This is a genomic window from Trabulsiella odontotermitis, assembly GCF_030053895.1.
GTDB classification, from domain to species: Bacteria; Pseudomonadota; Gammaproteobacteria; order Enterobacterales; family Enterobacteriaceae; genus Trabulsiella; species Trabulsiella odontotermitis_C.
Genome location: NZ_CP125781.1, coordinates 1,613,950 through 1,626,381, shown reverse-complemented (window position 1 = coordinate 1,626,381; position 12,432 = coordinate 1,613,950). Strand labels below are relative to the sequence as shown.

8 protein-coding genes are annotated in these 12,432 nt (G+C 54.9%); 5 read left to right on the top strand and 3 right to left on the bottom strand.

Annotated features, from left to right (window positions below):
- Positions 1 to 5 precede the first annotated feature (5 nt).
- Positions 6 to 656 carry a response regulator transcription factor RcsB gene (rcsB, locus tag QMG90_RS07790; protein ID WP_038156553.1) on the top strand — a complete coding sequence of 217 codons (651 nt, stop codon included), beginning with the start codon at positions 6 to 8 and terminating at the stop codon, positions 654 to 656.
- Between the two features lie 46 nt (positions 657 to 702).
- Here the strand turns inward: rcsB and rcsC are convergent, their stop codons facing one another.
- Complete coding sequence (gene rcsC / locus QMG90_RS07785) at positions 703 to 3,549, bottom strand: two-component system sensor histidine kinase RcsC (protein WP_283283260.1); 2,847 nt, start codon at positions 3,547 to 3,549, stop codon at positions 703 to 705.
- Between the two features lie 118 nt (positions 3,550 to 3,667).
- Entirely contained in the window at positions 3,668 to 6,307 is a 2,640-nt protein-coding gene (gene gyrA / locus QMG90_RS07780; protein WP_283283259.1) for a DNA topoisomerase (ATP-hydrolyzing) subunit A, read from the bottom strand.
- Between the two features lie 132 nt (positions 6,308 to 6,439).
- On the opposite strand from gyrA, the gene ubiG reads away from it, so the two are divergent.
- From ubiG to yfaE, 4 genes are all read left to right on the top strand, one after another.
- Positions 6,440 to 7,168 carry a bifunctional 2-polyprenyl-6-hydroxyphenol methylase/3-demethylubiquinol 3-O-methyltransferase UbiG gene (gene ubiG / locus QMG90_RS07775; protein WP_283283258.1) on the top strand — a complete coding sequence of 243 codons (729 nt, stop codon included), beginning with the start codon at positions 6,440 to 6,442 and terminating at the stop codon, positions 7,166 to 7,168.
- A gap of 344 nt (positions 7,169 to 7,512) precedes the next feature.
- Positions 7,513 to 9,798, top strand: coding sequence for a class 1a ribonucleoside-diphosphate reductase subunit alpha (gene nrdA / locus QMG90_RS07770; protein ID WP_283283257.1), 2,286 nt, complete (start codon positions 7,513 to 7,515; stop codon positions 9,796 to 9,798).
- A gap of 100 nt (positions 9,799 to 9,898) precedes the next feature.
- A complete protein-coding gene (gene nrdB / locus QMG90_RS07765; protein ID WP_283283256.1) occupies positions 9,899 to 11,029 on the top strand; it encodes a class Ia ribonucleoside-diphosphate reductase subunit beta in 1,131 nt (376 codons plus the stop codon).
- Positions 11,029 to 11,283: a class I ribonucleotide reductase maintenance protein YfaE gene (gene yfaE / locus QMG90_RS07760; RefSeq protein WP_283283255.1), complete on the top strand. Its 255-nt coding sequence runs from the start codon at positions 11,029 to 11,031 to the stop codon at positions 11,281 to 11,283. The genes nrdB and yfaE overlap by 1 nt, the downstream gene beginning before the upstream one ends.
- 75 nt (positions 11,284 to 11,358) lie before the next feature.
- On the opposite strand, the gene glpQ is transcribed toward yfaE, so the two are convergent.
- Positions 11,359 to 12,429, bottom strand: a complete 1,071-nt coding sequence (glpQ, locus tag QMG90_RS07755; protein WP_283283254.1) for a glycerophosphodiester phosphodiesterase — start codon at positions 12,427 to 12,429, stop codon at positions 11,359 to 11,361.
- Positions 12,430 to 12,432 lie beyond the last annotated feature (3 nt).

The window sequence follows — 12,432 nt, the reverse complement described above, 5'->3', positions numbered from 1 at the left end:
AATACATGAACAATATGAACGTAATTATTGCCGATGACCATCCGATTGTACTGTTCGGTATTCGCAAATCACTTGAACAGATCGAGTGGGTGAATGTTGTTGGCGAATTTGAAGACTCCACTGCACTGATCAATAACCTGCCTAAACTGGACGCGCACGTTCTGATCACCGACCTCTCCATGCCTGGAGACAAGTACGGTGATGGCATTACGTTGATCAAATACATCAAACGCCACTTCCCTGGCCTGTCCATTATTGTTCTGACTATGAACAACAACCCGGCTATCCTTAGCGCCGTGCTGGATCTGGATATCGAAGGTATCGTCCTGAAACAGGGCGCGCCGACTGATCTGCCGAAAGCACTGGCGGCACTGCAAAAAGGGAAAAAATTCACCCCGGAAAGCGTTTCCCGCCTGCTGGAAAAAATCAGCGCCGGTGGTTACGGTGACAAGCGCCTGTCTCCAAAAGAGAGCGAAGTCCTGCGCCTGTTTGCTGAAGGTTTCCTGGTGACTGAAATTGCCAAGAAGCTAAACCGCAGCATCAAAACCATCAGTAGCCAGAAAAAATCGGCGATGATGAAACTGGGTGTGGAAAACGATATTGCGCTGCTGAACTACCTTTCCTCCGTCACGCTGACGCCTGCGGATAAAGAGTAAGCACCTCTCAGGTCCCCCCGGCAGATAGCAGTTGCCGGGAGGCCTCTTATGATTCTCTCGCCTTTCTGACTCGCGCGGCGTACACCGCCAGCGTTTGTTTCAGTACGTCCAGAACTACCGGTTTTGACAGACAACTGTCCATCCCCGATTCAATACAACGCTGCTTCTCTTCTGCCAGCGCGTTCGCCGTAACGCCCACTACCGGCAGCGTCAGCCCCAGTTGACGGATGCGCTGCGTGAGGCGATAACCGTCCATGTTCGGCATGTTGACGTCGCTCAGAACGATATCGATATGGTTTTTGCTTAATACATTCAGCGCATCAACGCCGTCGTTCGCCGTTTTACATTGATAACCGAGTGAGCCCAGTTGATCAGCCAGCAGACGCCGGTTAATCGGGTGATCATCCACCACGAGGATCATCATGTCATCGTTGACCGTGGCGGTTTCCGCGGCAGGCAGCGTTGTCGCTGTATCCGTGCTTTCCATTGCAATGCGGTAAATACGCCCAAGCAGCGCAATCAGTTCGTGCGGCGACGCCACGCTTTGCAGCCACACACCAGGCGAACGTTCCAGCGGAATACCGATATGGCGACGGCAGAAAATCACCGCCGCTCTGCCAGGCCACGGCTGCTCAAGCTCGTCGTCGGTGATCAGCGTATCGTCGGCGTCCGGCTGCTGGCCTTCATAACGGCTCACCGTCAACCCACGATGCGTCAGCAGTGACGCCAGATACTGGTACAGCGACGCATTACGCACCGCCAGCCAGCAATGTTTATGCTCCAGCCCGTCAGGTGCCAGCACCGGCAGATTCTGCACACCATACAGCGGAATGCGGACCGTAAACTGACTACCCATGCCCGGTTCAGTATCCACAGAGATGTCGCCGTCCATCATACTGATCAGCTTCTCACAGATAGCCAGCCCCAGCCCGGTTCCCTGGAAGTTGCGCTGCACGCCGGTCCCCACCTGGAAGAAAGGATCGAACAATCGCACCACTTCTTTCGCCGGGATCCCGACGCCGGTATCCCGCACGCTGATGCTCAGGTAATCACCCACGCAGCGCACATGCAGAATGATGCAGCCCACATCGGTAAATTTAATGGCGTTACTCAGCAGGTTGGAAATCACCTGTTGCAGGCGCATCGGGTCGCCTGACATCTGCTGCGGCACATCCGGCTCAATAAAGCAGTACAGCCCGAGCTGTTTACGTACCACCAGCGGCAGATAGTTGGCGGTGATGTGGTTCATCACTTCACGTGGCGAAAACTCCCGTGGCTCGATTTTCAGCTGCTCAGATTCAATTTTCGAGAAATCGAGGATATCGCTGATGATCTTCAGCAGCAGACTGGAGGAGTTGTTCATCGCCGTCACCAGCCGCCCCACCCCTTTCGGCAGCTCTTTAGTCTGCAACAGGTCAAGGTTACCGATGATGCCGTACAACGGCGTACGCAGCTCGTGGCTGACCGTCGCCAGGAACATCGATTTCGACTGGCTGGCCTGCTCTGCCGCCTGCGCCATCTCCTGCAACGACTCTTCCATTTTGACGCGCGAACTGACGTCCACCAGCACGCAGATCGCCACGTTCTCATTGCGATAGCGCGAGTGCACAAAGCTGATTTGCAGGTTGGTGTTATTGCTGGTGAGCACATCGACAAAGTTAACCTGCTGGCCGCAGATGATTTGCGTCAGCCGTTGCCGGTCCTCATGGGTGAGCATGTTGAGGTAATTATGCGCCAGTTCGTTACTGAGAATATTGGTGCCATCCTGAGTGCGCAGGATACAGATCCCCACCGGCGCCGAGGCGACGATTTTACGGTTGAACTGCTCATGCTCTTCCAGCCGCTGGGCATCGTTTTCCGCCGGAATAAAGATACGGCGTTCATACATTCGCGCCAATGTGAACAGCCCAATCCCCACCAGCACATTCAGCAGAACGGCGTTGAGGATCAGCATCCGGATGCGTTCCAGCACCTGATCCACCGGCACAGAGTAGACAATGCTTAGTGATGACGGCGGCAGACTCTTTTTCAAGACCAGCTCGCGGAAACCGGACGTATAGCCGAACCACGACCGCTCCTGCATCCAGTGCGGATCCACTTTGAGTTTATTTTCCGGGCCCGCGAGCGAGATCAACGACTCGCCGTTTTCATCAAGCACGGTGACGCCCATCGGCAGGCTGCCCGGCGTGAAGAAGTTTTCCATGCGAATACTCTGCTCGGTACCGAGCAGCGCCTGCAGGCGGTTGGCCAGATAGACCGGTGTCAGCGCATAGAAATAACCGACGCCCGGACGTGGCCCCTGGCTCACCCAGAACAGGTTGTTGCCCCGCTCATCCTGCGGCGCGTTGCGGTACTGCACAATGCGCTCATGCAGCGTTTTCAGCACCCGGTCACGTTCCATCGGGATATCGCGCAGACCAAAATTCGCCATACAGAGGTTATCGCTGCCGACGAGGAACACGCGGTTGAGATCGTAAGCAGAGGAGAAGTTATCGCGCCAGTAGCGCATAAACCACGCCAGCGATTCCAGCGAACCGCGCCAGGTGTTGCCCGTTGCGGTGCAGTCAGAATCGGAAAACAGCGGCTCAAATTCGGGGACATCGACGTCCTGCCCGCCGGCGCGTGACAGGAGCGCAGCATTGTCGCCGGTCAGGCGGTTTTCGGCGATGTATTTCAGCTCTTTCATCACGTCTGCGGTACGCTGGATATAGCGCTGCGCCTGATCGGAGCTGAGGTTAAATTCCTGTCTGATTTCGGATTCTTTGCTATGCAGCGCGTTAACAATGTAGAACACCGACACAAAGGCAATAAGCAGCCAGAGCAGCAATGCCAGCGCCCGGAAAAGGTAGCGGGAAACTTTCAGTGTGGTACGAAAAGAGACAAGGTATTTCAACGTTTGGCCGTGTGCGTGCAGAAAGATGTGCTTAAGGTAGCGGCAAAATGGGTGTCCCGCAACGTCGAAACAAAAAGGGCCGGTATCAACCGGCCCTTTCGCAGCATTTTACAGACGATTACTCATCATCGCCATCGTCCGCCACATCGTCATCGGTGTCTGCTTCCGGCGCGATGTCATCATCACCTTCCGCCACACTGCCGTCGATGGAATCCAGCTCTTCGTCATCAACCGGTTCAGCCACGCGCTGCAGACCCACCACGTTTTCGTCGTCCGCAGTACGGATGAGGATCACGCCCTGGGTGTTACGACCGACAATGCTGATCTCAGACACGCGAGTACGCACCAGCGTACCGGCATCGGTGATCATCATGATCTGGTCGCAGTCGTCTACCTGTACCGCGCCCACCACGGAGCCGTTGCGTTCGGTCACTTTGATGGAGATAACGCCCTGCGTCCCGCGAGACTTGGTCGGATATTCCGTCTCAGCCGTACGTTTACCGTAGCCGTTTTGCGTCACGGTCAGGATAGCGCCTTCGCCGCGCGGTACGATCAGGGAAACAACTTTGTCTTCACCGGCCAGTTTGATGCCGCGAACACCGGTGGCGGTACGGCCCATCGCACGCACCGCGTTCTCTTTGAAGCGCACCACTTTACCGGCCGCAGAGAACAGCATCACGTTGTCAGAACCGGAGGTCAGATCCACGCCAATCAGTTCATCGCCCTCGTTAAGGTTAACGGCGATGATACCCGCTGAACGCGGACGGCTGAACTCGGTCAGCGCGGTTTTCTTCACGGTACCGCTGGCGGTCGCCATAAAGACGTTGACGCCCTCTTCGTACTCGCGAACCGGCAGGATAGCGGTGATACGCTCGTTCGCTTCCAGCGGCAGCAGGTTGACGATCGGACGGCCACGGGCGCCACGGCTCGCTTCCGGCAACTGGTAGACTTTCATCCAGTAGAGGCGACCACGGCTGGAGAAGCAGAGGATCGTATCGTGGGTGTTGGCCACCAGCAGACGGTCGATAAAGTCTTCTTCTTTAATACGGGCAGCAGATTTCCCTTTACCACCACGACGCTGCGCTTCGTAATCCGTCAGCGGTTGATACTTCACGTAGCCCTGATGCGACAGGGTGACGACAACGTCTTCCTGGTTAATCAGGTCTTCGATGTTGATATCGGCGCTGTTGGCGGTGATTTCGGTGCGACGTTCATCGCCGAACTGGTCGCGGACCAGCTCCAGCTCTTCGCGGATCACTTCCATCAGACGATCAGCGCTGCCGAGGATGTGCAGCAGTTCAGCGATCTGCTCCAGCAGTTCTTTGTACTCGTCGAGCAGTTTTTCGTGCTCAAGGCCGGTCAGTTTCTGCAGACGCAGATCCAGAATCGCCTGGGCCTGCTGTTCAGTCAGGTAGTACTGACCGTCACGCACGCCAAACTCGGGCTCCAGCCACTCCGGACGCGCAGCGTCGTCGCCCGCACGTTCCAGCATGGCGGCGACGTTACCCAGATCCCACGGACGCGCAACCAGCCCAGCTTTCGCTTCCGCTGGCGTCGGTGCATGGCGGATAAGCTCGATGATCGGGTCGATGTTCGCCAGCGCCACAGCCAGTGCTTCGAGGATGTGTGCACGATCGCGGGCTTTACGCAGTTCGAAAATAGTACGGCGGGTCACCACTTCACGACGGTGACGGACAAACGCTTCGAGGATCTCTTTCAGGTTCATGATCTTCGGCTGACCATGGTGCAATGCCACCATGTTGATACCGAAGGAGACCTGAAGCTGCGTCTGGGAGTAGAGATTATTCAGCACCACCTCGCCGACTGCATCGCGTTTGACTTCGATGACGATGCGCATACCGTCTTTATCAGACTCGTCGCGCAGCGCGCTGATGCCTTCCACGCGTTTGTCTTTCACCAGCTCGGCGATTTTTTCGATCAGGCGCGCTTTGTTCACCTGATACGGAATTTCGTGAACAATGATGGTTTCGCGGCCGGATTTGGCGTCGGTTTCGACTTCCGCGCGGGCGCGAATGTAGATTTTGCCGCGACCGGTGCGATAGGCCTCTTCAATACCACGACGACCATTGATAATGGCAGCAGTCGGGAAGTCCGGCCCCGGAATATGTTCCATCAGCCCTTCAATGCTGATGTTTTCATCTTCGATGTACGCCAGGCAGCCGCTGATCACTTCCGTCAGGTTATGTGGCGGAATGTTGGTGGCCATCCCTACGGCGATACCGGAAGAACCGTTTACCAGCAGGTTAGGGATTTTGGTGGGCATGACGTCCGGAATTTGCTCCGTGCCGTCATAGTTATCCACAAAATCGACCGTTTCTTTATCCAGATCGGCCATCAGCTCGTGGGCAATTTTCGCCAGACGGATTTCCGTGTAACGCATTGCCGCCGCAGAGTCGCCGTCGATGGAACCGAAGTTACCCTGACCATCCACCAGCATGTAACGCAGCGAGAACGGCTGCGCCATACGAACAATGGTGTCATACACCGCGGAATCACCGTGGGGATGGTATTTACCGATGACGTCACCCACGACACGGGCCGATTTTTTGTAGGCTTTATTCCAGTCATTGCCCAATACATTCATAGCGTAAAGCACGCGACGGTGTACCGGCTTCAGGCCATCTCGGACGTCCGGCAGCGCACGGCCAACAATCACCGACATCGCATAATCCAGGTAGGAGCTCTTCAGCTCTTCCTCGATGTTGACCGGTGTAATTTCTCTCGCAAGGTCGCTCATCTAACCGCTTTCCCTCTACTGTATCCCGGATTCAAAGGTCGCAAATTATAACACACCCGCAGGGTTATAAACCAATTTGCTTTACTAACCTGATATACTTCATCGTCTTTAATTTACGGAGTAAAAACGCCCATGAATGCCGAAAAACCTCAGGCGGCTCACAACGTTGATCACGAAGAGATTGCAAAATTCGAAGCGGTGGCGTCCCGCTGGTGGGATCTCGACGGTGAGTTTAAGCCTCTGCACCGTATCAACCCGCTGCGTCTGGGCTATATTGCAGAGCGTTCCGGCGGCCTGTTTGGCAAGAAAATTCTTGATGTCGGCTGCGGCGGCGGGATCCTGGCGGAGAGCATGGCGCGTGAAGGCGCGACCGTCACCGGGCTGGATATGGGTTTTGAACCATTGCAGGTTGCGCGCCTGCACGCGCTGGAAACCGGTATTGATGTCGAGTACGTTCAGGAAACCGTCGAAGAGCATGCGGCAAAACACGCGCAGCAATATGACGTGGTGACCTGCATGGAAATGCTCGAACACGTTCCTGACCCGCAATCTGTGGTGCGCGCCTGCGCGCAACTGGTGAAACCGGACGGCCATGTCTTTTTCTCAACCATCAACCGTAACGGTAAAGCGTGGCTGATGGCCGTTGTAGGCGCGGAATATGTGATGCGCATGGTGCCAAAGGGCACGCACGACGTGAAGAAATTTATTAAGCCCGCGGAGCTGTTACATTGGGTGGATGAAACGCCACTGCAAGAACAGCACATCACCGGTCTGCATTACAATCCGTTCACCAACACCTTTAAGTTAGCGCCGGGCGTGGATGTTAATTATATGTTGCATACTAAGGCGAAATTCGACTAAGTACATCAGATTTTCTTATCAAACTTGCGCAGTTCCGGCTGCGCAACTCACCCGTCTCGTTGAAGAAATCAGCACTCGATCAAATTTTCATTTTTTTTTGCAAAATATTGACATCACCGCCAGCCCTTATCTGGCGAGGACTTAGCGATTATTACCCTTTCGCAACCTCAATTTAACCTCAAAATCAACTCTTGTACTGAAAAGAATCCTTACTAGAATACTCACCATATAGCGTTTAATTATTCAAAGAACCCCTATATGTAGTATTTATCCACAGAGTTAGTCACAAAGGTCTTCTGTGGATAAGCCGGGGATACTATTCATTTCAGACAGGTAGGAACCACATGAATCAGAGTCTGCTGGTGACAAAGCGTGATGGTAGTACTGAACGCATCAATCTCGATAAAATCCATCGGGTACTGGATTGGGCAGCAGAGGGACTGAATAACGTCTCGATTTCTCAGGTTGAACTGCGTTCCCATATCCAGTTTTATGACGGCATTAAAACTGCCGACATTCATGAAACCATCATCAAAGCTGCTGCGGACCTGATCTCCCGTGACGCGCCGGATTACCAGTATCTGGCGGCGCGCCTGGCGATTTTCCATCTGCGTAAGAAAGCCTACGGTCAGTTTGAACCGCCGGCGCTGTACGACCACATCGTGAAGATGGTTGAGCTCGGCAAATACGATCATCACCTGCTGGAAGACTATACCGTCGATGAGTTCCGGCAGATGGACGAGTTTATCGATCACTGGCGCGATATGAACTTCTCTTACGCCGCGGTTAAACAACTGGAAGGGAAGTACCTGGTCCAGAACCGCGTCACTGGCGAAATCTACGAAAGCGCGCAGTTCCTGTATATTCTGGTCGCCGCCTGCCTGTTCTCCAACTACCCACGCGAAACGCGGCTGGACTACGTGAAGCGCTTTTATGACGCGGTCTCCACGTTTAAAATTTCCCTGCCGACGCCGATCATGTCCGGCGTGCGCACCCCGACCCGTCAGTTCAGCTCCTGCGTGCTGATCGAGTGCGGCGACAGCCTGGACTCCATCAACGCCACCTCCAGCGCGATTGTGAAATACGTTTCTCAACGTGCCGGTATCGGCATCAACGCCGGTCGCATCCGTGCGCTGGGTAGCCCGATCCGTGGCGGTGAAGCGTTCCACACCGGTTGTATTCCGTTCTATAAGCACTTCCAGACGGCGGTGAAATCCTGCTCGCAGGGCGGTGTGCGCGGCGGTGCGGCCACCCTCTTCTACCCGATGTGGCATCTGGAAGTCGAAAGCCTGCTGGTGCTGAAAAACAACCGTGGCGTGGAAGGCAACCGCGTACGTCACATGGACTACGGCGTGCAGATCAACAAGCTGATGTACACCCGTCTGCTGAAAGGGGAAGAGATCACCCTGTTCAGCCCGTCTGACGTCCCGGGCCTGTACGACGCGTTCTTCGCCGATCAGGACGAGTTCGAGCGTCTGTACACCCAATATGAAAAAGACGACAGCATTCGCAAGCAGCGTGTGAAAGCGGTTGATCTGTTCTCACTGATGATGCAGGAACGCGCTTCTACCGGCCGTATCTATATTCAGAACGTTGACCACTGCAACACCCACAGCCCGTTCGATCCGGTTGTCGCGCCGGTGCGCCAGTCCAACCTGTGCCTGGAAATCGCCCTGCCGACTAAACCGCTGGAAGATGTGAACGACGAAAGCGGCGAAATCGCGCTCTGTACGCTCTCCGCTTTTAACCTCGGCGCCATTCAGAATCTGGACGAGCTGGAAGAGCTGGCGGTGCTGGCGGTTCGCGCGCTGGATGCTCTGCTCGACTATCAGGATTACCCGATCCCGGCAGCAAAACGTGGCGCGATGGGTCGCCGTACGCTGGGCATTGGCGTGATCAACTTTGCTTACTGGCTGGCGAAAAACGGCAAACGTTATTCCGACGGCAGCGCCAACAACCTGACGCACAAAACGTTCGAAGCAATCCAGTATTACCTGCTGAAAGCCTCTAATGAACTGGCGATCGAGCAAGGCGCCTGCCCGTGGTTCAACGAAACCACTTATTCACAGGGCATTCTGCCGATCGACACCTACAAGAAAGACCTGGACGCGATCACTAACGAGCCGCTGCATTACGACTGGGAAGCCCTGCGTGAGTCCATCAAAACACACGGTCTGCGCAACTCCACGCTTTCTGCGCTGATGCCGTCTGAAACCTCGTCGCAGATCTCTAACGCCACCAACGGCATTGAGCCGCCGCGCGGTCACGTCAGTATCAAGGCGTCGAAAGACGGTATTCTGCGCCAGGTGGTGCCGGATTATGAGCATCTGAAAAACAACTATGAGTTGCTGTGGGAAATGCCGAATAACGACGGTTACCTGCAACTGGTCGGTATCATGCAGAAATTCATCGACCAGTCGATCTCTGCCAATACCAACTATGACCCGACGCGTTTCCCGTCAGGTAAAGTGCCAATGCAGCAGTTGCTGAAAGACCTGCTCACCGCCTATAAATTTGGCGTGAAAACCCTGTACTATCAGAACACCCGCGACGGTGCGGAAGATGCGCAGGATGATCTGGCGCCATCCATTCAGGACGATGGCTGCGAAAGCGGCGCATGTAAGATTTAAGCATTTTGCCGGGTGGCGTTTTGCTTACCCGGCCTACGGTTTTTTAGGCCCGGCAAACACAGTGCCGCCGGGCAATAAAACCTTAACAGGACTCACTTCAATGGCATATACCACTTTTTCACAGACGAAAAATGATCAGCTTAAAGAGCCGATGTTCTTTGGTCAGCCGGTTAACGTGGCTCGCTACGATCAGCAAAAATATGACATTTTCGAAAAGCTGATTGAAAAGCAGCTCTCCTTCTTCTGGCGTCCGGAAGAGGTTGACGTCTCGCGTGACCGTATCGACTATCAGGCGTTGCCGGAACACGAAAAGCATATTTTCATCAGCAACCTGAAATATCAGACACTGCTCGACTCCATTCAGGGCCGCAGTCCGAACGTGGCGTTGTTACCGCTGATCTCCATACCGGAGCTGGAAACCTGGGTGGAAACCTGGGCGTTTTCGGAAACTATCCACTCCCGCTCTTACACCCATATCATCCGCAATATCGTCAACGATCCGGCGATTGTGTTTGACGATATCGTCACTAACGAGCAGATCAAAAAACGCGCCGAAGGCATCTCCTGCTACTACGACGACCTGATCGAACTGACCAGCTACTGGCATCTGCTTGGTGAAGGCACTCACACCGTCAACGGCAAAACCGTGACCGTGAATCTGCGCGAACTGAAGAAAAAGCTCTACCTGTGCCTGATGAGCGTCAACGCACTGGAAGCGATTCGCTTCTACGTCAGCTTCGCCTGCTCTTTCGCGTTTGCCGAGCGCGAACTGATGGAAGGCAACGCCAAGATTATCCGCCTCATCGCCCGCGACGAAGCGCTGCACCTGACCGGCACCCAGCACATGCTCAATCTGCTGCGTTCCGGTGCGGATGACCCGGAAATGGCGGAGATTGCCGAAGAGTGCAAACAGGAGAGCTATAACCTGTTTGTGGAAGCGGCGCAGCAGGAAAAAGAGTGGGCGGATTATCTGTTCCGTGACGGCTCGATGATCGGCCTGAACAAAGACATTCTCTGCCAGTACGTCGAGTACATCACTAACATTCGTATGCAGGCTGTAGGGCTGGATCTGCCGTTCCAGACGCGCTCAAACCCGATTCCGTGGATCAACACCTGGCTGGTGTCTGATAACGTACAGGTGGCGCCGCAGGAAGTGGAAGTCAGCTCTTATCTGGTCGGTCAGATTGACTCTGAAGTCGATACTGACGATCTGAGCAGCTTCCAGCTCTGATGAGTCGCATCACCCTGAGCCGGTCTGGCACCCAACTGGTGTGCCAGGACGAGCATCCTTCGCTGCTGGCGACGCTGGAATCGCATCGGGTTGAGGTGGAGTATCAGTGCCGCGAAGGCTACTGCGGTTCCTGCCGCTGTCGTCTGGTCGCCGGGCAGGTCGACTGGCTCACCGAACCGCTGGCGCTGATCAACGAAGGGGAGATTTTGCCCTGCTGTTGCCGGGCAAAAGGCGATATCGAAATCGAGATGTAATTCTGCCGGGTGGCGCTACGCTTACCCGGCCTACAGCGTTCGTAGGCCCGTGCAAGCGCAGCGCCGCCGGGCAGTTTAGTGTTTATCTTTCAGAAACTGCACGGCTTTGTCCGGGAAGTCGGTGAAGACACCATCGACCTTCGCCTGGTTGTACAGTACGTCATACAGCTGGTTGACGTCGGCAGTGTATTCCGGCAACTGGTCAGCCCGCACGGTGTACGGATGCACCTGCATCTTACTGGCGTGCGCCTCTTTCGCCATCTCCGTCAGTTTCACATTCCCTACCGTTGAGCCTTCCGCCACCAGCATGTGGTAGTCCGGGCCAATGCCGTCCGCATATGTCGCAATCTGCGCCATCGCGCCTGGCTTGAACATCCAGTCGTAGCTGTAGTTAATCCATTTGCCGTCCGGCTGTTTCTGCTGCGTTTCATTCCAGTCGGTATAGGCGATGAGCTGCACCAGATTCAGGTTCATGCCCATCTTCGGCTCAAGCTCATTTTTGATGCGCTTCAGTTCGTCGGCATCAAAAGACTGCAGATAGACTTTGTCGTTTTTACTGGTGTAACCGTACTTTTTCAGGACGTCCAGCGTCGTCGCGGCGATGTCCTTGCCTTCCTGATGATGGAACCACGGCGCCTTGATTTCCGGGTAGATACCGATGTTTTTACCGGTCGAGTGGTTCAGCCCCTGAACAAACTCAATTTCTTCTTCAAAGGTATGAACACGGAAATCGGATTTCCCCATCGGGAAACGCCCCGGAAAGACCTGCACTTTCTTGCCGTTCACGAGATCAAACCCTTCGGTAAACTTCAGCGATTTGATTTCGTCCAGCGTAAAGTCGATCGCGTAATAACGCCCGTCCTTACGGGCGCGATTCGGAAAGCGTTCGGCAACATCGGTCACACGATCGAGGTAATGATCATGCAGCACCACCAGGCGGTTATCTTTGGTCATGACCAGATCCTGCTCGAGATAATCCGCCCCCTGCGCGTAAGCCATCGCTTTCGCAGGCAGCGTATGTTCTGGCAGATACCCGCTGGCGCCACGGTGGGCGATGACTATCGCCTCCGCCGCCACTGCGGTGAAGCTGCTGACCGCACCGGCCAACAACAGGCCGATAGTCAGTGAATTACGAGTGAATTTCATTTG

Coding starts and splice junctions, on each gene's coding strand:
- glpQ (WP_283283254.1), bottom strand. CDS start 12,429: ATGAAATTCACTCGTAATTCACTGACTATCGGCCTGTTGTTGGCCGGT.
- nrdA (WP_283283257.1), top strand. CDS start 7,513: ATGAATCAGAGTCTGCTGGTGACAAAGCGTGATGGTAGTACTGAACGC.
- ubiG (WP_283283258.1), top strand. CDS start 6,440: ATGAATGCCGAAAAACCTCAGGCGGCTCACAACGTTGATCACGAAGAG.
- gyrA (WP_283283259.1), bottom strand. CDS start 6,307: ATGAGCGACCTTGCGAGAGAAATTACACCGGTCAACATCGAGGAAGAG.
- nrdB (WP_283283256.1), top strand. CDS start 9,899: ATGGCATATACCACTTTTTCACAGACGAAAAATGATCAGCTTAAAGAG.
- rcsB (WP_038156553.1), top strand. CDS start 6: ATGAACAATATGAACGTAATTATTGCCGATGACCATCCGATTGTACTG.
- yfaE (WP_283283255.1), top strand. CDS start 11,029: ATGAGTCGCATCACCCTGAGCCGGTCTGGCACCCAACTGGTGTGCCAG.